Annotated in this window: 21 protein-coding genes and 1 pseudogene; 17 read left to right on the top strand and 5 right to left on the bottom strand. The window is 59.8% G+C overall.

Annotated elements, in window-relative coordinates; translation table 11 throughout:
- The first annotated feature begins 315 nt into the window (after positions 1 to 315).
- Together AC1Z32_RS11325 and AC1Z32_RS11330 are read left to right on the top strand one after the other, a co-directional pair.
- Complete coding sequence (locus tag AC1Z32_RS11325; protein WP_483478785.1) at positions 316 to 993, top strand: hypothetical protein; 678 nt, start codon at positions 316 to 318, stop codon at positions 991 to 993.
- Positions 905 to 3,109, top strand: coding sequence for a winged helix-turn-helix domain-containing protein (locus AC1Z32_RS11330; protein WP_483478786.1), 2,205 nt, complete (start codon positions 905 to 907; stop codon positions 3,107 to 3,109). The genes AC1Z32_RS11325 and AC1Z32_RS11330 overlap by 89 nt, the downstream gene beginning before the upstream one ends.
- A 53-nt stretch (positions 3,110 to 3,162) precedes the next feature.
- Here the strand turns inward: AC1Z32_RS11330 and AC1Z32_RS11335 are convergent, their stop codons facing one another.
- Positions 3,163 to 3,855, bottom strand: a complete 693-nt coding sequence (locus AC1Z32_RS11335) for a TetR/AcrR family transcriptional regulator (protein ID WP_483478787.1) — start codon at positions 3,853 to 3,855, stop codon at positions 3,163 to 3,165.
- A gap of 179 nt (positions 3,856 to 4,034) precedes the next feature.
- Here AC1Z32_RS11335 and mhpA point away from each other — a divergent pair, with 179 nt between their 5' ends.
- From mhpA to AC1Z32_RS11370, 7 genes and pseudogenes are all read left to right on the top strand, one after another.
- Positions 4,035 to 5,762, top strand: a complete 1,728-nt coding sequence (gene mhpA / locus AC1Z32_RS11340) for a bifunctional 3-(3-hydroxy-phenyl)propionate/3-hydroxycinnamic acid hydroxylase MhpA (protein ID WP_483478788.1) — start codon at positions 4,035 to 4,037, stop codon at positions 5,760 to 5,762.
- 12 nt (positions 5,763 to 5,774) lie between these two features.
- Positions 5,775 to 6,833: a maleylacetate reductase gene (locus AC1Z32_RS11345; RefSeq protein ID WP_483478789.1), complete on the top strand. Its 1,059-nt coding sequence runs from the start codon at positions 5,775 to 5,777 to the stop codon at positions 6,831 to 6,833.
- Positions 6,834 to 6,868: 35 nt separating this feature from the next.
- Positions 6,869 to 7,729 carry an intradiol ring-cleavage dioxygenase gene (locus tag AC1Z32_RS11350; protein ID WP_483478790.1) on the top strand — a complete coding sequence of 287 codons (861 nt, stop codon included), beginning with the start codon at positions 6,869 to 6,871 and terminating at the stop codon, positions 7,727 to 7,729.
- A 115-nt stretch (positions 7,730 to 7,844) separates the two neighbouring features.
- Positions 7,845 to 9,107 (top strand): MFS transporter, encoded by a 1,263-nt coding sequence (locus tag AC1Z32_RS11355; protein ID WP_483478791.1) that lies wholly within the window; start codon positions 7,845 to 7,847, stop codon positions 9,105 to 9,107.
- A 119-nt stretch (positions 9,108 to 9,226) separates the two neighbouring features.
- On the top strand, positions 9,227 to 10,306 hold the full coding sequence (locus tag AC1Z32_RS11360; protein WP_483478792.1) for a porin: 1,080 nt from the start codon (positions 9,227 to 9,229) through the stop codon (positions 10,304 to 10,306).
- Between the two features lie 186 nt (positions 10,307 to 10,492).
- Positions 10,493 to 10,789, top strand: a complete 297-nt coding sequence (locus AC1Z32_RS11365; RefSeq protein ID WP_483478825.1) for a Dabb family protein — start codon at positions 10,493 to 10,495, stop codon at positions 10,787 to 10,789.
- A gap of 67 nt (positions 10,790 to 10,856) precedes the next feature.
- Positions 10,857 to 11,132 (top strand): annotated as a pseudogene (locus tag AC1Z32_RS11370) (trimeric intracellular cation channel family protein); the annotation flags it as partial.
- A gap of 94 nt (positions 11,133 to 11,226) precedes the next feature.
- Here AC1Z32_RS11370 and AC1Z32_RS11375 read toward each other — a convergent pair.
- Positions 11,227 to 12,360, bottom strand: coding sequence for a citrate synthase family protein (locus AC1Z32_RS11375; protein WP_483478793.1), 1,134 nt, complete (start codon positions 12,358 to 12,360; stop codon positions 11,227 to 11,229).
- 165 nt (positions 12,361 to 12,525) lie between these two features.
- Here AC1Z32_RS11375 and AC1Z32_RS11380 point away from each other — a divergent pair, with 165 nt between their 5' ends.
- Both AC1Z32_RS11380 and AC1Z32_RS11385 read left to right on the top strand, forming a co-directional pair.
- Positions 12,526 to 13,881 carry an MFS transporter gene (locus AC1Z32_RS11380; RefSeq protein ID WP_483478794.1) on the top strand — a complete coding sequence of 452 codons (1,356 nt, stop codon included), beginning with the start codon at positions 12,526 to 12,528 and terminating at the stop codon, positions 13,879 to 13,881.
- Between the two features lie 90 nt (positions 13,882 to 13,971).
- A complete protein-coding gene (locus AC1Z32_RS11385) occupies positions 13,972 to 14,940 on the top strand; it encodes a 2-hydroxyacid dehydrogenase (protein ID WP_483478795.1) in 969 nt (322 codons plus the stop codon).
- A 350-nt stretch (positions 14,941 to 15,290) separates the two neighbouring features.
- Here AC1Z32_RS11385 and AC1Z32_RS11390 read toward each other — a convergent pair whose 3' ends face one another.
- Positions 15,291 to 15,659 (bottom strand): hypothetical protein, encoded by a 369-nt coding sequence (locus tag AC1Z32_RS11390; RefSeq protein ID WP_483478796.1) that lies wholly within the window; start codon positions 15,657 to 15,659, stop codon positions 15,291 to 15,293.
- A 208-nt stretch (positions 15,660 to 15,867) separates the two neighbouring features.
- Here AC1Z32_RS11390 and hpnI point away from each other — a divergent pair, with 208 nt between their 5' ends.
- From hpnI to AC1Z32_RS11410, 4 genes are all read left to right on the top strand, one after another.
- Positions 15,868 to 17,052, top strand: a complete 1,185-nt coding sequence (gene hpnI, locus AC1Z32_RS11395; protein WP_483478797.1) for a bacteriohopanetetrol glucosamine biosynthesis glycosyltransferase HpnI — start codon at positions 15,868 to 15,870, stop codon at positions 17,050 to 17,052.
- Between the two features lie 46 nt (positions 17,053 to 17,098).
- Positions 17,099 to 18,121: a lysylphosphatidylglycerol synthase domain-containing protein gene (locus tag AC1Z32_RS11400; protein ID WP_483478798.1), complete on the top strand. Its 1,023-nt coding sequence runs from the start codon at positions 17,099 to 17,101 to the stop codon at positions 18,119 to 18,121.
- Positions 18,122 to 18,214: 93 nt separating this feature from the next.
- The gene (locus AC1Z32_RS11405; RefSeq protein WP_483478799.1) at positions 18,215 to 19,210 is read left to right on the top strand and encodes a ferritin-like domain-containing protein; all 996 of its coding nucleotides are present in this window, start codon (positions 18,215 to 18,217) and stop codon (positions 19,208 to 19,210) included.
- Between the two features lie 39 nt (positions 19,211 to 19,249).
- The gene (locus tag AC1Z32_RS11410; protein WP_483476817.1) at positions 19,250 to 20,311 is read left to right on the top strand and encodes an IS630 family transposase; all 1,062 of its coding nucleotides are present in this window, start codon (positions 19,250 to 19,252) and stop codon (positions 20,309 to 20,311) included.
- Between the two features lie 74 nt (positions 20,312 to 20,385).
- On the opposite strand, the gene AC1Z32_RS11415 is transcribed toward AC1Z32_RS11410, so the two are convergent.
- A complete protein-coding gene (locus tag AC1Z32_RS11415; RefSeq protein ID WP_483478800.1) occupies positions 20,386 to 20,808 on the bottom strand; it encodes a hypothetical protein in 423 nt (140 codons plus the stop codon).
- Between the two features lie 331 nt (positions 20,809 to 21,139).
- Here AC1Z32_RS11415 and hpnJ point away from each other — a divergent pair, with 331 nt between their 5' ends.
- Positions 21,140 to 22,561 carry a hopanoid biosynthesis associated radical SAM protein HpnJ gene (gene hpnJ, locus AC1Z32_RS11420; RefSeq protein WP_483478801.1) on the top strand — a complete coding sequence of 474 codons (1,422 nt, stop codon included), beginning with the start codon at positions 21,140 to 21,142 and terminating at the stop codon, positions 22,559 to 22,561.
- A gap of 90 nt (positions 22,562 to 22,651) precedes the next feature.
- Here hpnJ and AC1Z32_RS11425 read toward each other — a convergent pair whose 3' ends face one another.
- Positions 22,652 to 23,815 carry a TIGR03118 family protein gene (locus AC1Z32_RS11425; RefSeq protein ID WP_483478802.1) on the bottom strand — a complete coding sequence of 388 codons (1,164 nt, stop codon included), beginning with the start codon at positions 23,813 to 23,815 and terminating at the stop codon, positions 22,652 to 22,654.
- A gap of 537 nt (positions 23,816 to 24,352) precedes the next feature.
- On the opposite strand from AC1Z32_RS11425, the gene AC1Z32_RS11430 reads away from it, so the two are divergent.
- Positions 24,353 to 24,769 carry a hypothetical protein gene (locus AC1Z32_RS11430; protein WP_483478803.1) on the top strand — a complete coding sequence of 139 codons (417 nt, stop codon included), beginning with the start codon at positions 24,353 to 24,355 and terminating at the stop codon, positions 24,767 to 24,769.
- Positions 24,770 to 25,655 lie beyond the last annotated feature (886 nt).

Here is a 25,655-nt window from a genome sequence, read left to right on the forward strand (position 1 = left end):
GTAACGATCACACCGGCCCGGAACACCTATAGAAAGGAAGGAGGGTTCGTCTTTCGCGCCCTTCCGAACGGACTGGGAGCGCAATCGATCTCCTGCCGGCGCGGCGGTGAACGCACCCGCTCGGTGCTTTCCCTAGGACCCAATTTGCGCCAGGATCAGGCCGCGCCATGGAGCAGTCATGGCCGAGCACGGGTCAGAACGCCTATCTTTGGATAGGGTCTCCGGCACCGCGGTCGGTGTATTCTTGAGCACGCCACGCCGCACGACTCGAGGACATCAGCCCCAAAAGTGCGCTTGGAAACGGCTTGCGCCGATATGAAAAAACGGGACGCGCGGAGGCGTTCCAGAAGGAGACAGGGAATGCTCGTCGTGGCAACGCGGCTGCGTCCTCCGAGAAGGAACGCCAAAGCAGTGCATCGGGAAATGCTCCCGGCTTTACTCGCGCAGCTCACCTCGCGGCGCCTTCTCTTCGCCTGTGCGCCCGCTGGTTACGGCAAGAGCCTGCTGATGGTGCAGCTTTTCGACGAGCTACAAGCCGGGCAAAGAGGACCGGCGTGGCTCAGCGCCGCGGACCTCGACGGGTCGCTGCCCGACATGGCGTTGCACTGCGCGGCCGCGCTCGCGATTCCGGGACTCGAAGACGCAATCGAGGCCGTGCTATCCACCTCGGCCGGCGCAACGCCTGAAGGCATCGGCGGCGTGATGTGCAACGAACTCGAGCGGGACTCCCGCGAACGGTATCTGTTCGTCGATGACGTCCATGCCATACGCGAGACGCAGGCCGGACGGCTGCTCGCCTGTCTGCTGCGCGACGCGCCTGCGCAAATCCACTTCGTTTTCGGCAGCCGCACGGAACTGGGCTTCAGCATTCAGCATCGCAAGGCTGCGGGCACAAGGAGAACTCGTGGAGGTAGATGCCGCGACGCTGCGCTTTTCGGCAGACGAGGCGAGGGTCTTCCTTACCGACAGCGGCGCAGGCGCTGGCGACGATGAGCTGATCGCACGCGCGCTCGAAAAGACCGAAGGCTGGGCCGCCGGCCTTCAGCTCGTATCGCTATCGATCAGGGACATCGAACACGGGGAGGATCGACTCAAGGCGCTCGCCGGTGAAATCCGTGGTGTCCACGCATTCATGGCAGACGACGTATTCGATGCACAAAGCGAGGAGGTGCAGCGATTTCTACTGCACACGTCCGTGCTGCGGCAGTTCTGCCCTGCGCTGTGCGACGGGATCGGGGCGTACGACGGTAGCCAGGAGATCGTACGGCTTCTGGAACGATGCGGGTTGTTCATCTTCTCGCTCGACCAGCAGGGTCAATGGCATCGGTATCATCACCTGTTCAGGGAGTTTCTACAGCAGCGCTTGCTGGAAACCGAGCCGTCGCTCGTTGCCGAACTGCATCTTCGCGCGGCGCGCTGGTACCACGCCAACGACCTGATCGAGGAGGCGCTCTTCCATGCGCTGGAGGTGCGCGCCTTCGAATACGCCGCCGACATTCTCGATACGGTCTGCATCGATCTGTTTTATCAAGGCAGCCTCTGGTCGTTGATGAGCTGGGTCAGACAGATCCCCGAGTCGGTGTTGAGTGGACATCCACGGATACAACTCGCCCGCGCATGGTTCGTTATCCTTGAATGGCGATTCGGAGAGGCGTCTGCAATTCTCGCTGCGGTGAGTACGCAGATCGAGGCGATGACTCGCAGCGGAGCCCTGTCGCTGGATGATTCGCTGAAGTTTCATCGGCTTTACGTGCACCGGAAAATGATGCTCGCATCTTTCTCGGACGATATGCCGACAGTGGAGCGTCTTTGCTTCGATCTCCTCGACGACTTCTCCGACGACCCCTATGCGCGTGGAACGCTGGAAACATCACTTGCCTTCGCGCAGCGCGAACACTACAGGCTGGATTCGCTCGATCGTTTCGACCGGGCAGCACGAGACTACTATGAACGCGCGGGCAGGGCATTCGTGCTCATCTGGCATGAAAGCCTAATCGGACCGGCCTTCTTCCAGCGTGGTGACCTGGAACTCGCTGCGCGCGGCTATGAAAGGGCGATTCAAATCGCCCGGCGAATCGGGGGGGATTCCGGGCCGTTGGCCTCCATTCCATCGGTATTGTTAGCGGACCTGTTACTCGAACGTGGCGAGTATCGCGAAGCGAAGGCCGCACTCGATAAATACCTGCCACTTTCGGGCGAACTCGGACTGGTCGACCATCTCGTCGCTGCTTTCGTAGGCAGGGCGAGACTCGCTGCACTGGAGGGCGACGCTCAAACGGCTCAAGATGTCCTCGCGCGCGGCACACGGTTCGCCGTGGCGCGATCGTTCGATCGCCTGCTCTGGGCTGTTACGGCGGAGCGGGTGCGCCAGGCAGTGCGCCGCAACGACATCGAGGAAGCGCATCGCATCGCCGCGACTGTGAACCTGCCACGTGAGCCCGAAGGGTTGGCCCCTGCCGATGATGTCACGACGCGTACTGAACTCAAGGCGATCACCTGGATCCGGCTCGCGCTCGCACGAGGTTCGAGCAAGGAGGCGGAAACGCTCGCAAGGAAGTGGTACGCGTTCGCCGAGCGTCGCGCTTGCATACGAAGTCAGATCCGCATGGGCACGCTGATCGTGGCGGCAAGACTGATGGCGGGCGATCGCAAAGGCGCGACACGCGCGCTGCTGCAGGTGGACGAACTGACCGCATCACGCGGCATGGTTCTGGGATTTCTCGAAGAGGGGGAGGCCGTCAAGGAGGCGATCGCTTCGCTGTATGACCTGCCGGAAGCGCCGCGATCTGATCTACAGCTTTCGGATGAATTGAAAGCCGCTTTCGGCGCCGGACGGCGTCGCGTCAGTCAGCCTTCGAGTCTGCTCCCGGAAGCGCCGGCAGGCGACGAGGACGCAGTCGTCAGTGGGCGGCTGTCACAACGGGAGATGGATATTCTTAAGCTGGTGGCGCGCAGCCTTCGGAACAGCGAAATTGCTGATCGCCTTGGTTTGACGGAAGGATCGGTGAAATGGTACATGCAGCAGATCTACGCCAAACTCGGCGTGCGGCGGCGACTGCAGGCTTTTCGCAAAGCGGAAGCTTTGGGTTTGATCGATCGTTCACGTTGACTTGCACAGTATCGAATCGACCGCATTACAACGGGGCGGCGAACCCCGAGATTTCACTTTGCGCGCGTCGCGGCTTTCGCACCTTTGCTCGACGCTTTTGCCTCCTTGGCGGCCCTGGCCGGTATCGGCCGACCGGCGAGCTCAGTCGCGAAATCCACGCCGATGCCGGTCATGCACAGTAACTGAACGAGGATTTCGTTCTTGATGCTGGCGGGCAGTTCCCCGGTGGTGATCGCGATGCTGACGCCGACCACCGCATGAGACGTCAGTCGCCACACGAGGTCGGGATCACGTGTGGGAAAACGCCCGGCGCTCACGGCATTGCGTACATCTCGTATGGCGAATGGACCCATGCGCCGGAACAGGGCATCGGCGATCACCTCCGAACGATAGAGCATCTGCTTCCAGCTGAGATCGGTGGTCGCGGTCTCGAGCACAGTGCGAATCCCGAAGGCGTAGACCTCTGCCGGGTCCTTGACGGCGGCGGTGGCTTCTTCGATCTGCAGCGCGAGCTCATGCATCATCTCTTCGAGGACTGCCACCGCTAGCTCGTCCTTCGATTTGAAGTAGTTGTAGACCGTCCCCGCGCCCACGTCGGCAAGCTCGGCGATCTCCAGCATCGTCGCCGCGTCGATTCCTTTCTCTGTCATGACGGCGCATGCCGCCTTCACCAGCGCTTCGCGGTTGCGGCGCTGCCTGCGCGCCACCCGTCCTTCCTGCTCTGATTCGCGTGCCGAAGAGTTCATTCCCGTTTTTCCATTCGTTCCTGACGATCATTCTACTTTGAATGCGCATTGTGCGCGTATCCACGATGTGAAGCGCGAATCCTGCGCTTCATTGGCTGAAGCGGCTGCGCGGCACGTGACTCCAAAATCTCCCCGACAACAACGAACGATCGTTATATATGAACTATAACCGAGAGTGAGTGTTTACCATAACTGACGAGCATTCATCTTCGACCTATATTCGGTCCCATGATGTTCGTTCTGCCCGGCGAGGGCGAATGGACAACATCCATTTCGCGGAACACTGGGAGACAAAGATGAGCACCACGATGTTGTCGACAATCGAAGCATTCGACGCAGATGTCGTAATCGTTGGAGGCGGGCCGGTCGGGACGCTGCTTGGCATTCTTCTCGGGCAGCGCGGCAAGCGGGTGACGCTCGTCGAGCGCTGGTCGCAGGTCTATGGCCGGCCGCGCGCGGTGACGTTCGATCACGAGATTGCGCGCATTCTCGCAACGCTCGATATCGATTCCGAGACCGATCCGGCGATCACGTATCACGACGAGTTGTATTACTGGAAAAATGCCGCGGGCGAGAATTTGCAGATCGTCGACTGGCAAAGTCAGTCCGCGTCCGGCTGGCGCGTTCGGTACTGGTTCAATCAGCCCGACCTCGAAGCACGGCTGACGCGCATCGTCGATGCGATTCCGAATGTCGTGCATTTGCGTGGCTGGGAAGCAGCCGCGCTTGCGCAGGATGCAGAGAGCGTGACACTGACGATCCGGCGCACGGTCCAGGAAGTGGGTCCCGACGGCGAGACGCGAACCTTGCGGGCGAAATATGCGGTCGGCGCTGATGGAGCCAATAGTTTTGTCCGTGAGGCACTCGGCATCGAGTCCGAAGACAAAGGCTATTTCTTCGACTGGCTCATCCTCGACATGATTCCGCGCGAGAAATATGAGCCGCAGCCTGCCCAATGGCAGCTCTGCGATCCCAAGCGCCCGACGACCATCGTGCCGGGCGGCCCTGGCCGTCGCCGCTGGGAATTCATGCTGCTGCCGGGCGAGTCGGTCGCGGAAATGCAGACCCCTGAACGCGCGTGGGAGCTTTTGGCGCCGTGGGGGATGACGCCCGATAACGCCGAGCTGGAGCGCAGTGCGGTCTACCGTTTCCAGGCGCGCTGGGCCAAGGTCTGGAACCAGGGCCGTTGCGCAATTGCTGGCGACGCTGCACACCTGATGCCTCCTTTTGCGGGCGAAGGCATGTGCGCGGGTCTTCGGGACGCGCTGGCGCTCGGCTGGCGCCTGAACGCAATCCTCGAAGGCAAGGTGGCGGATACGGTGCTGAACAGCTACACGACGGAGCGACTCGAACACGCGAAGCATTACATCGAGTTTAGTCAGGAACTCGGCAAAATCATCTGCATTGCGGACGAAAAGCATGCGGCCGAACGCGATGATCGGATGAAGGCGGACCTGGCCGCTCGAAACAATCAGCCCGTTCCGACGGACGTCTGCCATCTCGGTCCGGGCATCTGGTGTGTCGATGCCCCGCATGCAGGCGAGCTGTCGGTCCAGGGCGTGGTCGAGGCCAACGGTGAGATAGGTCGCTTTGACCAGGTCGTCGGACATGGCTGGTTCGTGATCGGCCTGAATGCCGATCCAAACGCTGCATTGACTGACGAGCAACTTGAACAACTCGCAGTGCTCGAGGGCAGGACCGCAAAAATTGGCGCACCTGGGACGGCATGCGATGCCGTGGATATCGATGGAACCTACGCACGCTGGCTGAACGGCATCGACGCGAAGTACGTACTTCTGCGCCCGGATTTCTATGTCGCGGCTACGGCCAACAGCGCCGAATCGCTTCAGCAGCGATTCGATGAAGTGATGGAAAAACTTCATGTCGCCGAACGCGAACTCGCGTAACTGGAGCGACTGATGATTCCTGCATTCATGTACGAGATCAATCCAGGCCGCATCCTGTTTGGTCCGGGCAAGGCGCAAGCCGTCGGCGAAGAAATCGAGCGGTTGGGCGCGAAGCGGGCGTTGATTTTAGCAACGCCGTTTCAGCGGGCGGACGCGCAGCGCCTGGCCGAGCGCATCGGCCCCCTGGCTGCTGGCGTTTTCAGCGAAGCGGCGATGCACACGCCAGTAGACGTGACCCTCAAGGCGCTGGACGCATACCGGGCGTCGGACGCGGACTGTGTGGTTGCATTCGGTGGCGGTTCGACTATCGGACTCGGAAAAGCGATCGCATGGCGCAACGGCGCACCCCAGATCGTGGTCGCCACGACGTATGCCGGCTCCGAAGTGACACCCATACTGGGTCAAACGGAAAACGGCATCAAGACGACCCTCCGCGATGCAAGGATTCTCCCTGAAGTGGTGATCTATGACCCGACACTGACAGTCGGGTTACCAGTCCCCATGAGCGTCACCAGCGGTCTAAACGCCATGGCCCATGCCGTCGAAGCGGTCTATGCCCGAGATCGCAATCCGGTCTCGACACTCATGGCGGTCGAAGGCGTGCGTGCTTTACATGACGCATTGCCTGCGATTTCGGCATGTCCGGATGATCTCGACGCCCGCACGCAAGCCCTCTATGGTTCCTGGCTTTGTGGTTCGGTGTTGGGGACGGTCGGCATGTCCCTGCATCACAAGCTTTGTCACACGCTGGGTGGAAGTTTCGATCTGCCGCATGCGGAGACGCACGCGATCATGCTGCCGCATTCGGTGGCCTACAACGCGCCCGCTGCCGCTCGGGAACTCCAACCGTTGGCTGCGTTCTTCGGCGAACCGATCGGAGGCGGTTTGCACGAGTTTGCCCGATCGCTGTGCGCACCGCTCGCACTGAAGGAACTCGGCTTGCATGAGGCGCAACTCGATCTCGCCGCTGACCTCGCGGTGAAGAATCCGTACTGGAATCCGAGATCGGTTGAAAGAGACGCGGTTCGCGCTCTACTGCAGCGCGCATGGGAAGGCGCACGACCGGAGTGAAGTTCCGGCAGATCAATTCAGAAGGAATGTCAAGCATGTCTCAGTTCTTTACCGAAGAAGCTTCTGTTGAGGCTGTCAACTCGCGCATCGGCGCACACGTCGATGCCCGTCTCAAGGAAGTCATGGCATCTTTAGTGAAACACCTCCATGCATTCATCAAGGATGTGCGCCTGACCCAGCACGAATGGGAAGTCGCAATCGATTTCCTCACGCGCACGGGTCAAATCTGCAGCCAGGAGCGGCAGGAGTTCATCCTCCTGAGCGACACCCTCGGCGCTTCCATGCTGGTCGACGCGCTGAATAACCGCCGCCCGGTCAGCGCGACGGAAAACACGGTATTGGGCCCGTTCCATGTCACGGGCGCACCGCACAGAGAGATGGGCGCGCAAATCACGCTGGATGGAAAGGGCGAACCGTGTCTTTTCGAGGGACGCGTGATCGGCCTGACTGGCGAGCCTGTCGCTGGCGCTCGCATCGACGTATGGTCCGACAATGCCGAGGGCTTCTACGACGTACAACAGCCCGGCATTCAGCCGAAGTGGAACAACCGCGGCATCTTCATCACCGGTGATGACGGGCGCTACAGCTTCGTCGGTATCAAACCCACTTCGTATCCGATTCCGCATGACGGTCCCGTGGGAAAAATGCTCGCCGCGCTCGGACGTCATCCTTACAGGCCCGCCCACATGCACTTCATCGTGACGGCACCCGGATTCGAGACGGTGGTCACTCACACGTTCGTGGGAGGCGACGAATATCTCAAATCCGACGCCGTATTCGGTGTCAAGGAGACGCTCGTTGCGCCGTTCGAGCGCGTGAGCGAGGGAGAAACGGTCTGGCGCTCGGCGTTCGACTTCACGCTGACCCCTTCGACTGCGGGGGGCGACACGATCTAGCCAGATTCTTTGCGCCGACGGTTCGCCGTTGGCGTCAAAATCTTTCCTCTGAATAAATCATAAGTAGTCCGTAGAGGCTATAGATTAAAACTTCACCTATATCGGAGACGACGTCATGACTAAGTTGAATGAGGCTTGGGACACAGCCTATGAATGGAAAGCGGTCGCGCTTTTGTCCATTGGTTTCGGCCTGGTAGGCATCGATAGATTCATGATCATGCCGCTCTTTCCAATCATGGTCCGCGAGCACCATTTCGACTACCAGGATCTCGGGATCATTGCTGGAGCCCTCGCTGTGGCGTGGGGACTTTCGTCGATTTTCATGGGAAACCTGTCGGACAGGATCGGGCACCGCAAGGTGATCATCCCCGCGATGCTGGTGTTCTCGCTGTTGTGCGGAGCGAGCGGCTTCGCCGCCGGACTCGGCTCCCTCGTCATGATTCGTGTTGCCATGGGATTCGCCGAAGGCGCTTACACGCCCGTCAGCATCATAGCCACCATCGATGCCTCGAAGCCGTCGCGACACGGCTTCAACGTGGGTCTTCAGCAGACGATGATGCCTCTGCTCGGACTTGGTCTTTCGCCCATTCTCGTGACGCAGCTGTTGAAGGTTGTGTCCTGGCACTGGATCTTCGCGCTCGCCTCTGTGCCTGGTGTAGTCGTTGCCTATCTGCTGTACCGAATCCTGCGCGACAGCGATGCAAAGACTGCGGCGAAGCATACCGAGACACATGACGCCACTCTCCACAAATGGTCCGACGTCTTCCGTTACCGGAACATTCCGCTCAATATCGTAGGGATGTTCTGTTGGGTAACGAACCTGGTTGTTTTGCCCGCTTTCCTTCCGAGCTATCTGACCGAAACCTTGCATCTGAGTATCGAGCAAATGGGGTTTGTGCTGTCCGCTATCGGCTTCGGCGGTGCTTCAGGTGCGCTCGTGATGCCGTCACTCTCCGACCGGCTAGGTCGAAAGCCCGTGATGATCGTCTCGGTCATCGGCGCCTTCTCGTTCCTCGCGTTGCTCACGCGATGCGACGCCAATACGATGAAGTTGTTCGGTTATCTGTTCATGACGCTCTTTTTTATCTTCGCGCTGATTACCTTGACGGTGGGTCCGATCAGTGCCGAATCGGTTCCGGCGAAACTCATGACCACAGCCTCCGGTCTCGTTATTGGCGTCGGCGAAGTCTTTGGCGGTGGAATCGCTCCGGCGCTGGCCGGGTTCGTGGCCAAGCATTACGGCCTCGAACATGCGATTCACCTTGCGCTGGGCGCACTCCTAATAGGGCTGGTCGTCGCGGTGTGCCTGAAGGAGACGGCTCCCGGGCGTGTTTCCCGTCATGCTTCCACGCGGCTCAGCTCGGAATTTGGCCAGTAAGCGCGCGGCCGGCGATAAGCCGGCCCATCCAATACCTGGCCTTTGACCCGCGTCACTTCGCACCGCGACATTTCAGCATCGGAATAAATCAAATCAACTGCGGAAACATTGGAGATCCAATGAGAAATGCATTTATGTCTACGGCAGTCGGCTGTTTCATAGCATCCGCAGCGCACGCACAGAGCAACGTCACGCTGAGTGGCTTGATAGATGGTGGTGTTTCTTATATCAGCAATCAAAATGGCCACAGTAATGTGAAATTCGACGACGGTATCCTCGTTCCGAACTTGTTGATCCTCACGGGGGCGGAAGATCTCGGTGGAGGAACGCGCGCTGTTTTTGATCTTCGCAGTCAGTTCGTACTGGGCAACGGAAGCTTTCTGCCAGGGCAGAGCATATTCAGCCGAACGGCCTTCGTCGGGCTCGACAACTCGTCGTTTGGTCGTCTGACGTTGGGCAATCAGTACGACTTCATGACGGACTCTCTGTTTTCCGGGATGAATGATGCTGCGATCTACACGGGCGGGCTCTATGCGTTTCGCGCAGGGCCTTTCGCCAAGCTGAACCTCCCGAACAACCCGACCGGAAATTTCGATTGGGACCGTATGGCGGGTGAGCGTGTCCAGAACTCGGTGAAGTACGTGTCGCCGGCGTACGGTGGCTTCTCAGTCGGAGCGATGTACGGATTCGGGGGTATTGCCGGATCGTTCGCAGCGAACAGCGCATCAAGCTTCGGGCTGAACTACGCCGGAGATCATTTTGGCGCGAACGCGGCGTATACGAACGTCAAATCCGGCGTCGCAGGTGTGCAGGTCAGTGTTCGTACTTGGGGGGCAGGAGCCCATGTCACGCTGGGCCAATTGACCGCGAATGCGCTCTTTACGACTGTTCACAACGGCGGAAACGGGGCCTCGATCTGGGAGATCGAGGCCGGCGCGTTGTACTTTTTGGCCCCGGATCTGACGGCCGGCGCGTCGTACATGTACATGAAGGGCAATGAGTTCCTTGACGAACAACATGCCCATCAAGTCGCGGCGAAAATCAGCTACTTTCTCTCGAAGCGCACAACCATCTACGCTGCAGGTATCTATCAAAGGGCTGCAAGTGGCGGCCAAGCGTTAATCAGCGGTGTATTCGACGGGGCATCGAGTAGTGCAACGCAATCGATCGCGCGCGTCGGAATAGAGACAAAGTTCTGAATGCCTTGGAAAGATGCGTCGAAATAGATCCAAGGATAGAGTCGTATTTGGCGGTCGCCGCGATTCGCACCAGCCAGTGTTGGCTATCCTTTTATGGCTAGCCGGAATGTAGTGGAGTGGTGTCTGGGAGGCGACCCAAGCAAACAGGTGCTGTCAGGAGGCAACTGTGCCAAAACCGGAGCGATGATGATCAAACATATAGTCATGTGGAATGTACGCGGGGAGTCGTCGGAAGAGAAGTTGGCGTCGGCGAACATCGTCAAGGGAGCATTCGAAAACCTCAACGACAAGATACCAGGAATGCTCAAGCTGGAAATAGGCATCGATGTGAGCAAAATCGAGTATGCCTGCGACGTCGTGCTGTACTCTGAATTTGCGAGCGCGGAGGCCCTACAGGCCTATGCGACGCATCCAGAACATCTCCGAGTGCGCGATGAACTCGCCGGCTTACGTATTGCACGGCACCAAGTTGACTACTTTTGACAGCTATTCAACCTGTGATACGGACAAGCCTTCTGCAAGCTGCCATCGATAGCTACCCGCACGGCCACTATTTGGTCTCGTAGCCGTCGCCTTCATGGTGGCGTGCGGCGGCGGCATCGTACGCGACGTCTGCATCGGCGCTATCCCGGCGGGGCTTTCGAACTGGCGGTATCTGGCGGCTTCGCTGCTCGCGTCCGCGGTCACGATTTTCGCGTATGCAGCACTGCGCCGCCTGCGACAGCCTGTTCTCTTTTTCGATGCAATCGGGCTCGGCCTGTTCGCCGTGGCCGGTGCGCAAAAGGCCTTGAGCTTCGGGCATAGCGCGGAGGTCGCGATCTTGTTGGAGACGAGCTTCGAGCGGCCTGCGCCTCTGCCCGATGGATTTCATTCGGTGACCGGCTGACGGCTTGCCCGGTCCTCGAAAACAGGCCATACGCTCATTCGATGACAGCCGGCCCGACATAGTGCGCCCGCGGCCGCAGCAAGGTTCCCTCCATGATCTGTTCGATCGAATGAGCCATCCAGCCGACACTTCGCGCGATGGAGAACAGGGCAAACGCCGCACCCTCCGGAAGCCCGCAACGCTCGACCAGCGCGGCGAGCGCCATGTCGATTGCGGGCAACTTGCCCGTCAAGCGTTCCACACAGTCGATCAGCTCGCGTGCCGCGCCGGGCGCATCGAAGGCGCGCAGAAGATCGGCTGCGCGCGGATCGCCCTGTGGATACAGCTCGTGACCGAAACCGGGCAACGGCTCACCATTCGATATCCGTCTTCGCACCTCGGTTTCGGTTCCCGAGCGCTTCGCATCGTCCATGAACTGACGCACGGGCACGATCGCGTTGCCGTGCATCGGGCCGGAGAAAGCGGCCAGCCCCGCGATCATGCTCGCCCCGAGCGAGGCCCCCGTCGATGCGGCCACGCGCGCCGCGAATGATGAACTTGTCAGTTCCTGATCGGCCAGCAGGACCAGGACGCGGCGCAGCAGATCGGCGTGACGCGGGACGCCCCATGCATCCGCGATCCGCAGATGCAGCGCACCGTCATGCGATCGCAGCTCGACGAAATTGCTGGCGAGGCGGCCGACCAGTGCGGCAGCCTGAGCCAGCCTGTCCGCGCCATCGCGTGCGGTTTCGGTCCGGTCGTTCGCCGCGGCATTGGCCATGGCGGCGTAGATACGCGCGCTGGCCGGGCCGTCGAACGAAACGGGCTCGAACGACGGAAAGCGCGGCAGGTCGTCCATGTTCCATAGCAGCCGCGCGGCCTCTTCCAGCGTCGCCGATGCGGCCAGTTGCACCGCATCCCGGCCGCGATAGTAGAGCCGTCCACGCACGATCGTGGAGATGCTCGTGTCGATGATCGGCTCGCCCCACGCCATGGTGCTCGCCGCGATATTCCTGCGCGCCCGCCCGAGGCTGCGCTTCTTCAGAAGCGTCGTGATATCCGACGCGCGATACAGATTGCGGTTTGCGTGCTGCGGGTCGCCCTGCACCTCGATCTGACCGCGGCTGACATACGCATAGAGCGTCTGTTTGCGCACGCCGAGAGCCTCGCAGGCTTCCTCTTGGGTCATCCAGTTCTTCACGTTGATCGAATCAATCAAGATTGACGGTCATCCATGGCGTCGGTTTAATGCCAAACATAAATTTTCCCCGAGAGAAGTCCGGCCGGCAGGTCGAAAGACTTTCGAATCACGCGTCAAACGCGGCGCGTATGGGGCATGAAACAGGAGATACCGGTGGCTACAGAGCGAACGACCCAGTATATAGCGGGCACGGCGACCCGCACGACCCGCACGCGTTATTCGATCCTCGCGATGATCCTGCTGCTCGCGACGGTGGCTTATGCGGACCGCGCCATTCTGTCGATTGCCGGCCCCGGCATTTCGAAAGAGTTCGGCCTGAATCATGTGCAGCTGGGCTACGTGCTGTCGGCCTTCAGCTGGGCTTATGTCGTCGGTCAGATACCCGGCGGCTTGCTGCTCGATCGCCTCGGCACCAAGACCGTGTATGGCGCGACGCTGATTCTCTGGTCCATCGCGACGATGCTCGTGGGTTTCATCGGCGACTTCACGTCGGATCTCTCGATTGCGCTGGGGCTGCTGTTCGCGCTGCGCTTCGCGCTCGGACTGATCGAGGCGCCGAGCTTTCCCGCCAATGGCCGCGTCGCGGTCATGTGGTTTCCGAAGCAAGAGCGGGGCCTCGCTACGTCGCTGTTCGCGTCGGCATCGTATTTCGCCGTGGCGATCTTCTCGCCGTTCGCGGGCTGGCTCACGTCGCAATTCGGCTGGCCTGCGCCGTTCATCGCGCTGGGTCTGATCGGCATTGCGGCCGCGGGCTTGTGGGCCGTCGTGATGTACGAGCCGCGCAAGCATCCGCGCGTCTCCAGCGGCGAGCTCGATCACATCGTTGCGGGCGGCGCGATGATCGATATCGATTCGAAGCACGAGCTTGCCGCGCGCCCCGCGATTTCCTCCGGCGTGATGCGGATGCTGCTCGGCAACCGCATGTTGTGGTGCTCGTATATCGGCCAGTACTGCACCATCGCGCTGAGCTATTTCTTTATCACCTGGTTTCCGATCTACCTCGTTCAGGCGCGCGGCATGAACGTGATGCAGGCAGGCTTCGCGACGATGGTCCCGGCCGTTGGGGGCTTCGTCGGCGGCATTGCGGGCGGCACGATTTCCGACTGGCTGATCCGACGCGGATGGAGCGTGTCGTGGGCGCGCAAGACGCCGTATATCGTCGGCATGGGGATGGGTTGCAGCATCGTGTTGTCCGCCGTCACCGAAAGCAATCTCGTGATCGTCTTGCTGATGACGCTGGCCTTCTTCGGCAAGGGCGCGGCGGCGGGCGCGGGAACATGGGCGATCGTGAGCGATACGGCTCCGCGCGAGGCGGTGGGTCTCGCGGGCGCGATCTTCAACTGCATCGGCAATATCGGCGGGATCGTCACGCCGATCGTGTTCGGCTATCTCGTGCAGGCCACGGGCGGCTATACGGTCGGACTATACTTCGTCGCCGCGCACTGCCTGGTGGCGGCCGTCGTCTACCTGTTCTTCATGGGCAAGATCGAGCGCGTCAAGATGACCTGATTCGCCGCTCCATGCTTATCCCGGGCATCAATTGCATAACGTGCCCGGCGCGATCAGCACGCGCCGGGCCATCACCATCGAATCCGAATCATGAGCAAGCCGATCATTCTCAACGCGGCAGAATTGCCCGAATGGACTCACGCCGAACTGAACGCGCTTTTCAGCGTGCTCGATCTTCCGAGGGAGCCGGCGGCCGCGAGCGCGTTCCTGAGAGAGCACGGCAGCAAGGTTCGCGGTATCGCGTTGCGCAAGACGAAGATCGATGCGGCGGTCCTCGACATGCTTCCCGCCCTGGAGATCATCTCGAGCTACAGCGCAGGCCTCGATAACGTGGATGTCGAAGCGACGCGTTCGCGCGGCGTTCGCATCGAGAACACGTCGCACATTCTGGCTGAAGACGTGGCAAATGCGGCGCTCGGTCTCGCGCTGGCCGTCACGCGCGACTTCGTGAACGCCGATGCCTACGTGCGCTCGGGACAATGGCCCGTGCAAGGTCACTACAGGCTGGGCCGTTCGATTTCGCGCATGAAGGTCGGCATCGTCGGGTTGGGGACCATCGGTTCGGCGATCGCGAAACGCCTGCAGGCGTTCGGCTCGAAGCTCGCGTATTTCGGTCCCAGCCGCAAGGCCGTGGACATTCCTTACTACGACGATGTAGCCCGGCTCGCGCGCGACTGCGACATGCTGATCCTCACGTGCCCCCTCTCGCCCGCGACACATCACCTTATCGATGCGGCCGTCATCGATGCGCTCGGGTCCGGCGGCTTCATCGTGAACATCGCGCGTGGTCCCGTGGTCGATGAACAGGCGCTCGTCGCGGCGCTTGCATCGGACAAGCTCGCCGGCGCCGCGCTCGATGTGTTCGAGCACGAGCCCGCTGTTCCCGAGGCGCTGATACGTGATCGCAGATTGGTGCTGACGCCGCATATCGGTTCGGGAACGGAAGAAACCCGTCGCGCCATGGCGGAAAACGTCGTCGATGCATTGGCGAAACACTTCTGCATCGAAGGTCCGCGAACCAGGACGGTTATCGACGCGGAGCTCGAAAGCGCCAACTGACTTAGCCGACGCTTATTCCCGGACCACCGGAGAACAAATCCGAGCATCGCGACGGAAATCAGTAGCGCGTGGAGGAGATAGTGAATGGCCTGGGCGGCAAGCTCGATCCAGCCAACTGATGCAGGCGGAGTCTGATGTCAGAAGACAGGCGCCAGAGGATCCGCAATACGAGTATCACCGTCAAGAGAAGCCGAACGCGGGGCGAGGCCCCGTATCTGGGCAAGAACGAACTGCGTCAACACCAGAACGGCAGTGAGCCAATGAAGTGCGATCGCCGGCGACGATCCGGGTGGCGGTGTTCGAAAGATCAGAAAGCGGGTTGCGTTGCATGGGTGAGTTTTGCGTCCATGTCACGTCTTCACGGCGAGATGCCAGTCTGCGACAGCGTCGACTTGTCCCGTAAAACGGAAGTGCATCAGAAAGAAGAAGCGCAGTACGGTCCGAGACCACCGATGCGTTGATGCGCCGAATTCGCCAGGAGAATCGGCGGTGCCTGCCGCCATCGTATGGGCGTACGCCAGGTAACTGCAAAGCCGTGCCAACCCCACGAACGCAATGATAATGCCGGCAGCTAATAGTCGAAATCGAAGCGTCTCGAAGACTGCTTCGCTCGTTCCCAATATCGAAATGCTTATGAACTGCGAGACCTGCAGTAACATCGCCGCCGCAGACGCCGTTCTGAGGTACGTACGAGCAATGCCGACGGTAATGGCTTTCAAGAGTCCGCCTTGGATTTCAGGTTACACATTCCCTGCGCCAACAAGATGACTGCAACTGCACAGCGTCAAAGTCTATACGCCTCTCCTGACGGTTTGCTTGTCGCCGTGAAGCGATAGCAATTGCGCAACTACTGCGAGTCCCTTAAGGCTGTCTTAAGCAACCGTCACGCAGGCTTTGTGTCCCGAGCACGCTACTGTTCGAAGACACATGGCTCAGCTACATGTTGTCCACCTGTTCTTCGCCTTTGCTGCTGTGCTGTCCGCACTGTGCTCCGGCTCGGGCATCGTGTACACGGTGTCGGCCGGCTTCTTCATGCGACGGTTCTTTGCGCGCCCGATGAGCGCGCCCGTTTGCTTCCCGGCCGTCACCATCGTCAAGCCCTTGCATGGCGACGAGTGGCAATTACTGGAGAACCTGACGAGTTTCGTGGAGCAGGACTACCCGGGACCGGTTCAATATATCTTCGGCGTCCATGACAGATGTGATTCGGCGCTCGGCGCGGTCGATATCGTGCGCGCGCGTTTTCCTGAGAAAAGCATAACCGTCGTCGTGGACGGCAGGGTCTACGGGCCTAACCGCAAGATCGCCAATCTTACGAACATGCTGGATCATGCGGAGCACGATGTCCTTTGCTTTTCCGACAGCGACGTACGCGTAGCGCCAGGCTTTCTTCGCGACATCATGGGTGCGCTTCAGCAACCCGGCGTCGGTCTTGTCACCAACGCTTATCGCGGAATGTGCGCGCCCGGTTTCTGGCCGCGGGTCAGTTGCGCCATGACCGACTATCACTTCCTGCCAGGCGTAGTCACCGGACTGTCGATTGGACGCGCGCGACCATGCTTCGGCCAGACCATTGCCATGACGAAGGCGACACTGCTGCGCATAGGCGGTCTCGCGCAGTTTGCGCATCATCTCGCAGAGGATTACGCGATTGGTGAAGCGGTGCGCGCCAGCGGCTTATCGGTTGCGGTTCCTCCGTTCGTCGTTCGTCACGCGTGCGTAGAGAGCACGTTTGCTCAGCTGATATCGCACGAGCTGCGATGGAGTCGCACGATTCGCGCAGCCGATCCGATGGGGCATCTCGGTGCTGTCCTGATGCATCCGTTTCCCCTCGCGTTGCTCGCCGTGCTCTTTTCGTCCGGCAATGCGCTGGCCTGCGCACTGATCGCGCTGACATTGATGGTTCGCGCGATACTGGTCTTGCAAACGGACCGCGCGACAGGAGCGCGTTGTGGCGGCATTGGATGGTTGCCGCTCTGGGATGTCCTTCAGTTCGTAATCTATCTGGCGAGTTTCTTTTCGTCCCGCGTGTTATGGCGCGGACAACACTTCGATGTCGGCGAGGACGGGTTGTTGTCGCCGTGTGTCCAACGTGACGCGAATCTGAAATGAGCATCGATTCGATAACGACCAGTCTTTATGGACTGGCTGTGTCCAGATGAAATATCTCGGATCTCTTGCCGCCTTCCTCGGGCTGATGATCGCGGGATGGCTCATCTGGCGCGATGACCCCGCAGCGATCCTGCATCTGCTGGAGTCCGCTGGCGCGGGTTTGGTGCTGGCTGCCCTCGTGCATATCCTTCCGATGCTGCCCAACGCGTGGGATTGGCGCCTGCTGATACGCGATGCCGAGCGTCCCTCCCTTGCGACCATGCTGAAGCTCGTCTGGATTCGCGAGTCGATCAACGGCCTGTTGCCCGTGGCGCGTATCGGCGGGGAGATCGTTTCATTTCGCTTGCTCGGACGCGTCGGCGTGCGCCCTGCAACCACCGTGGCGAGTCTCGTCGTGGACATGCAGCTCACGTTGATCAGCCAGGTCGTCTTCGCGCTCATCGCGCTGGGATACGTGCTGGGACAGACGTCGTCGGATTCCGCGCGCCTGGCGGGACGATTGGCGTGGGGTCTTGCAGCACTGATGCCGGTGCTCTTGCTGTTCGCGCTCGTGCAACACGCACGGCCGTTCGAACGCGCCGCGCGAACGCTCAACCGTGTCACGAGCGGAAAGGTGTATGCCCTCGTCGGCAAATCGGCGCGCATCGATCAGTCGATCAAGCTGATCTGGCGGCAGACCGGCGTCGTGGTTCGTTATTTGTTCATCTGGCAAACGCTGCAATGCCTCGGGCTGGCGCTCGAGATCTGGGTCGCATTGCGCGTGCTCGGGACGAACGCAAGCTTCGCGACGGCTTTCGTGCTCGAAGCGCTGATTCAGCTCGTGAGCAGCGTGGCTTTTGTCGTGCCGGGCAACATCGGCGTGCAGGAGGGCGGATTCGTACTGATCGGCGGCATGCTGGGTATTGATGCGAGCACCTGCCTCGCGCTGGCGGGTGCGCGCCGCGTGCGGGATCTTCTCTTCTTTGTGCCTGGACTGGTGTACTGGCAAGCAGCCGAGCGTTCGTTCGGTGTCCGGCGCTCGACGCCTGTGAAGACGGTCGTAAAGTCGGGCGATGCCAATGCGAAGTGATCGCGCGACCATCGCTTAGACTCGCGGATTCGACCCAATCGGTCCATGCGACGTCGTAATTGATAGTGTTGCATTCACCTGGACGTCTCCAGAATGAATGAATCTCTCTTTGACGGATTCGCTGTCGAACAGCTTATTCAAGGCTTTCGTCCGCCTGTCCTGCCGCAGCGCGAGCCCGACCACGCGACCATCGAAGCCTCGGACCGCAACGTCAGGCAGTGGACAAGCAATGTTACGGGCACGCTGAAACCGGGCTCCGATGTGCATCGTCGGGAAATGTGCAGGATGTTTCGCGAGACCTTTAGTCCGTACCGGCCATCGGTCCTGGACTGGCCGCGGCTCGAGCCCGACGCACTCGAGAGAATCGCATCCCTGCCGATCTGGGACATCGCAGTGCAGACGGAGGGACGGGCGCGGCTGCGCATGGCGGCGTATGCCGCCACGATCAGCGAGCCTGACGTACGTGATGCGCTGGCGCTGAACGCGTGGGAGGAGAACCGCCATAAGGAGGTCCTATCGCGAATGGTAGCTGCGTACGGTATTCCACTTGCGAGCGAGGCGCCCTACGTTTATCCCAAGGATGCCGAGTGGGCTTACCTGGTCACGGGTTACAGCGAGTGCGTCGACAGCTTCTTCGCCTTCGGCCTGTTCGAGGTTGCCCGCCGCTCGGGTCTGTTCCCGCCTGAGCTGATCGAAACGTTCGAGCCGGTCATGCAAGAGGAGTGCCGCCATATCCTGCTCTTCGCAAACTGGGCGGCGTGGCATCGCGCAAAGCTATCCTGGTGGCGGCGCATCCGGTTTGAGATGAAGGTGGCCGCCGTGTGGGCGTTTCTCGGCTGGGAGCGGATGAGCCTTGCACGGACGCTCGATGCCGAAGGCAACGAGCATAAGCAGGATAACAACTTCACCGTAAACGGCGCCCAGTCACTGTCGCCGGGGCAAATTGGCGCGCGCGAACTCATGGAGCTGTGTCTCGCCGAAAATAAGCGCCGCTTCTCTGGCTATGACCGACGGCTGCTGCGTCCCGAAACGATCCCGAGGCTCGTCGGCTTCGCGGCGCGCTTCATGCGTGCCGGGAACCGCCACTAGTGCATTGCATCATTGAATTGGCACCCCAAGTGTGTTCAGATGCGGGTCATGGGCAAAATGAATCTGACCGATACCGAACGCGAGCAACTGCTGTCGGCGGCGCGCAGCCGAACGGTGCGTGCGGCGGACGTACGACGCGCGAAGTTGATCCTGATGCTCGAGGACGGCGAATCGCGCGACAGCATCATGCGCACACTGGGTTGCGACTCGCGCTTCATCGCGCGCTGGTCGGGGCGCTTTCTTAGCGAGCGACTGTCTGGCATGTACGCCCGACATCCCGGGCGCGCTCCCAAGCAGCCGCCAGCCAGACTTGAGGCGCGTGTGCTCAACCGTACTCTCAAGCACAAACCCACCGACGGCTCGACACACTGGAGCAGCTATAAGCTTGCGGCAGAGCTCGGCGACGTGTCGGTCTCGACCGTGCAGCGCATCTGGCGCAAGCATGGGGTCAAGCCGCAGCAGTTGGAGCGGCACATGGTCTCCAACGACCCGGACTTCGAGGCCAAAGCAGCCGACGTGATCGGGCTTTACCTGAACCCGCCGGCGCACGCAGCGGTGTTCTGTGTGGACGAGAAGACCGCGATTCAGGCACTCGACCGCAAGGACCGGATGCTGCCGCTGTCGCCGGGGCGCGCCGAGAGTCACGGCTTCGAGTACAAGCGCAACGGCACGCTCAGCCTGTTCGCGGCGTTCAATACTGCGACCGGCGAGGTGCTGGGCAGAACAGCGCCGCGCCACACCAGCGAACAGTTTGTGGCCTTCCTGACCGACGTCGTGGCCAGCCAGCCCAAACGCAGAGAAATCCATGTCATCTGTGACAACGTGAGTAGCCATAAGACGGAGCGGGTGGCCACCTTCCTCAACGCGCATCGCAACGTACGTCTGCACTTCACGCCGACCTACTCGTCGTGGCTTAACCAAGTGGAAAACTGGTTCTCGCGCATCCAGCGTGATGTGATCGCCCGGGGCATCTTCACTTCAGTAAAGGATCTGAATCGCAAACTCATGCGCTACATCCGCGAGCACAACAAAAATCCGAAGCCGATCAAGTGGAAGTATGACGATCCTTCGCGTCGAATCCGCCAGGTGCCAAATCAATGACGCAGTCGACTAGCGACTCAGCACGGAGCGACCGTTCAAGCGTCGCGCTCCAGTACTTTCGTTACCGGCAGCTTTCACGTGTCTGCATCGATGATTACACCAGCGCTGCGAATCACTTGCAGGTACATGGCTGTATTACCGACAACAGCTGTCGCCTGTTCTGCCAGCTTCCACATTCGCGAAGACTTATCGGAGGTCGCCATCATCGCTTGGAGAACATCTGATTCAGCGAACCCGCGAGCGGCCGCGACTTCGAGAACGGCGACCAATATGCGGCGGGCCGCCGCTCGGGCATCGGCCGACGCCAGCGGAGCGCGATATGCAAGAAAGCCTGCCATCAACAAAAATTCGGCTGGACTGATGTACTGGCCTTTTCCAACGGGAACACCGTCCATATGGTCTCGACCGTGTGTCATCCATCGCCTCCCGTCCTCACTGAGCAGTGCGAACACGCGCAGCGCGTCGATAGTGTCGCTCGCCATCGCTGCATGCTTCATTGGATGTCTTCGCTCGTTGCCAGTATGGGGCAATCGGCGAGGGCGGTCGAACTTCTCGATGCGTGAAAAACGTTCTCGTTTCAATCGAGCGCGGAATTAGGCGCAAGAAAATGCCCAAGCGTTTGTCATTCATAACTCGTGAGTCGTAGTATTCTTGAGCGGCCCTGCTGCAATCCTGAATTCCGATCGGCGCGGCTGGCGTCTCTACTGGCTGCCCCCTGACTGGCGACGTTTTTGAAGGCCTGAATCGGTTCGAGGACATCGCCAGAACCTGCCGAAACCTTTGGGCGAATCATCCCAGCAAGCGGACTGTTATCTTTTGAGGGGATTTATGAAAACGCTGTTTCTACAGGTACCTTCGTTCGACGGCTTCGATGGTGGAGCGGGCTCACGTTTCCAGACGAGGCGCGAGATCCGATCATTCTGGTATCCGACATGGCTCGTACAGCCTGCTGCCCTGGTCGAGGATAGTCGTGTCGTGGACGCTCCCGCAGATGGCCTGTCTCTGGATGCCACTCTGGACATTGCTCAGGAATACGACCTGGTCATCATCCACACAAGCTCGCCCTCGTTCCAGAGCGATGCGCAATTCGCGGAGCAGTTGAAACAGCGCAAGTCGGGCATCCTGGTTGGGATGATTGGCGCGAAGGTAGCGGTCGATCCGCACGGCTCACTCGCGGCGAGCGATTCGCTTGACTTCGTATGCCGTGAAGAATTCGACTTCACTTGTCGCGACATCGCGCAGGGAATCCCTTTCGAGTCGATCCGTGGGCTAAGCTATCGTCTGCCCGACGGTGGAATCATGCACAACGAAGCCCGGCCCATTCTCGAAGACATGGATCAGCTGCCGTTCGTCGCGCCCATCTACAAGCGTGACCTCAAGACCGAGAACTACTTCAGCGGCTACCTCAAACATCCGTATGTTTCGCTCTATACGGGCCGGGGCTGTAAGTCGCGGTGCACCTTCTGCCTCTGGCCGCATACAGTTGGGGGACATCGGTATCGCACGCGCTCGGTGGAGAATGTCCTTGAAGAAGTGAAATGGATCAGGGACAACATGCCCGAAGTGAAGGAGATCATGTTCGACGACGATACCTTCACCGATCTCAGGCCGAGGGCCGAAGAGATCGCCCGCGGCCTCGGCAAGCTAGGGGTCACGTGGTCATGCAACGCGAAAGCGAATGTCCCGTATTCAACCCTCAAAGTGATGAAGGAAAACGGCTTGCGGCTTTTGCTCGTCGGCTACGAATCCGGCGACGACCAGATTCTCGTCAATGTCAAAAAGGGCTTGCGCACGGATATGGCGCGCCGCTTCAGTGAAGATTGCCGCAAGCTCGGCATCAAGATTCACGGCACATTCATTCTTGGGCTTCCAGGGGAAACGCACGAAACGATACAGAAGACGATCCAGTATGCGAAAGAGATCAATCCGCACACGATCCAGGTATCGCTCGCAGCGCCGTATCCGGGTACGGTTCTCCATAAGCAAGCGGTCGAGAATGGATGGCTCGAAGAAAGCAAGCACATCATGCTTGTCAATTCGGTGGGCACACAGCAATCGACTATCGGCTATCCGCACCTTTCGCGCGAAGAGATCTTTCTTGGCGTCGAGGAGTTTTACAAGCGCTTCTATTTCAGACCGACAAAGATCTGGGAGATCGTCCGCGAGATGCTGGTGAGCTGGGAGATGATGAAACGACGCCTGCAGGAAGGCGTGGAGTTCTTTAGATTCCTGCGCGACCATAAGGCGTGAAGCGCGATACTCCGTCACTTGTCCGCGCTTCACTAAATACCAGCAACACCCCGAACGGCGACGGTCACTGTCATGACCGCGCCGTGTGTGTCACTTGTGGCCGCGCACCGGAGTGATCATCCCGAATAGTCCATTGGCTTCGTCGTTAGGGCCTGCAGAGAAGTACACGGTGTCCGAATTCGAGTTGCGGCCGCCGCCAAGTGTCAGCGCCCACAAGCCGTCGATGGCGAGAGGATTGCCGTACGCATCTTCCAGCTGGTCGACGAACGTGCCGTCGTTATTGAAGACATTGATTCGACCATTGCCGAAGTTGCCGATCAGAATCTTGCCGCTGAAAGGGCCGAAATCGAACGATGCGCGCGTGATTCCCCAAGGCGAGTTGAGCGTTCCTCGGCTGGCGAAGCGGCGCAGCAGGTGGCCGTCCGTGTCGAATACATCGACGAACCCGTGACCGTTACCTGCAACATCGTCGTGCTTTTGGTCGTCCTGCTGCGCGTAGGTGACGAAAAGATCGCCATCGATGTTGGCTATGCCAAATGGCGCATACCCGGCCGGCATCTGCTGGTCGACGAAGCCGCCGTCCGTCATCGCGCTAATGTAGCGGCCGTCCGTGCCGCCACTCGGCCCGAAAACGTCGATCCGGCCTGAACGGAAATTCGTCGCAAAGAGGAAGAGCCCTTTCTTGTTGACGCCGAACGCTAGGCCCTTGTAGACGGCGTGATTGGCAACGGACGGAACGGCTGAATTGTCGATCGCAATCACGGCGTTATTCGGCGGATTCAGTCCGCCGGCCCAGGCCGAAAGCGTGCCGTCCTCGGTCGAGAAGATAAACGCTGCGGGGATCGCCGTTCCTGGCACGAGAAACGCCGGGGAGGCGTTCCATACCATTCCCGTGGGCGCAGCAGGCGCAGGTTTCGCCGGATTGTTGTGATAGGCAGGTCGACAGGCGCCGGGAGATATCACATTGCCGGGCAGCGGAATGACAACCTGCAATGCGATCTTTGTGCCTTCGCCGTCATATAGCGTGGAACAGCCCGTGGCGTTGTCGTTGATCCAGAAAGGGCTGCCAGCAGGACTGAAGGCGATGCCCCAGGCGTTCTGCAACACGCCGTCCATCTTGGGGGCAGCGCCTGACAGGTTGGAGACGAGCGGTGTGACGACGTATGCATCGTCATGGCCAGCATGAACGGTTGTGAAACCGGCGACGAGGGCCATCGCGGCCGCTGCTTTCAAACATCCCGAGACGTAAGACATGGCACTCTCCTTGGTCGGGCTGGTGAGGACCTGATCTGTGAATCGAAGCTGGAACAAGGTAAACGACGGCTGGACTTTGAAAATTCCAGGCGTAATGCGATAAGTTCGAATCGCGACTCGGATCGTTCGTGCAGCAGAGCAAGAGTCGTTGGATACTGCCGCGATGTATTCCAAGGCTTACATGTCTTTGTGTCATCGACTCACGGAACCCTTTACGCCGGCTTCATCGATTTCAGGCGAATTCACATCACGCGGCATCGCTGTTCTCGCAATTTGCACGCACGCTCAGGCGGAATAATTTCGATCTCCGGCACGTTTTGTTGGGGAGAGCAGGTGCTAAGCGAGTATGTCTGCCACTGGCGAAATGTCAGGTCGCTTTCTCCTTTTCGTAAGCATCAGATGTCTGCCCAAACCATTTGCACAGGCGGCTTGGTCAATCAGTGGGCGAACGAGTTTTTACCAGCGCATACATGGGTGGCCCGACCATCGCCATGGCCGAACGTCATTTGGCGAACGCGCTGCTTCGGAGAATCGACGATGAAGGTCGGCACATCTATTTCAATGCGCATGCTGGCGATGGTTGCGCTTGTTGTCCCGCTGAGCGGTCTAGCGAATGAGACAATCCACGTTGAACTCGCCGACGATTCGATCCGGCTCGACACCGGCACAGCGAAAGCAGGGCGCGTCACGTTCGAAGTGAACAATCGAGCGAAGAGCAATACCGTGCATGAATTCGTAGTTTTGAGAACGGACGCGGACGAAGCGCGATTGCCCGTCCGCAACGGCCAGGTCACGGAAAGCCGGTTCAAGAAGATGGGCGAGGTGGAGAACCTGGACAGGGATTCCACCAAACGCCTGTCATTGAATCTATCGCCAGGCCGTTACGTGCTGATCTGCAATCGGCCGGGACACTATGCGATGGGAATGCATAAATCGTTGCTCGTCGTGCGTTGAGCCGATTCACGCCGGCAGCCGCCTGATAGATGAACGCGACGATGTGAGTCTCCCATTTGAGAAGCCCTGGACCGCATCCCCTCCTTCATTCCGGCAGACGCTGTGCCAGGCGGTGTTGAGGCCGTGGCCAGTGAGATCGGCAGCTTTTTGTCCATCAAGGCCCGATACAGCCGCTTGTCTCCTTCACTGATCATCACCCCGCGGCGGTAAGGAACGGTCGAAGCACGCTTTGGCGTCGGAGCGTGTGGGCGTTTCTCGGCTGGGAGCGAATGAGCCTCGCGCGAACGCTCGATGCCAAAGGTAACGAAGACAGACAAGACAACAATTCCACCGTGAGCGGCGCGCAGTCTTTGTCGCCTGTGCCAGTCGACGTGCGCGAAGTCATGAAGCTATGTGTCGCCGAGAACGAGCGACGCTTCGGAGGCTGCAGCGTGCTGCACTTATCTGAGCGACGCGATGCTCGAGCGCCTGCTTTCGACCGCTTCCTTCAGACGCTGCTCGACATTTGTTGCTGCATTAGAAGCGCGTTGACACAACGGCATCTCAGCAAGGGAGGGGGAGTTAGCATTGGGTGCGTTTTTCACCGTGGAATTTCTCACCATTAATGTTGGCCCAGGCTGGTCGAACCGGCGCGGCCGATGCCGCCGCGACGATCTCATCGGATTCGAACGAAACACACTTTTTGCGTAGTTCGACTATCGCGCAGCCAACTTAATCGGAAGTGGTCGGGTTCCGTCGGCTGAGCGACCTAATGTGGCCCGATTATTTTTTTTCAGAAAGACGCTTGACGTCACTGAAATAGCCCCGCATAATTCGCCTCCCGTTGAATGACGGCGCGCAAGAAAGCAAGCGAAACAAGTAACTCGCGAAGCAAATAACTGCGCAA

Source organism: Caballeronia sp. 11_S32, from assembly GCF_056930355.1.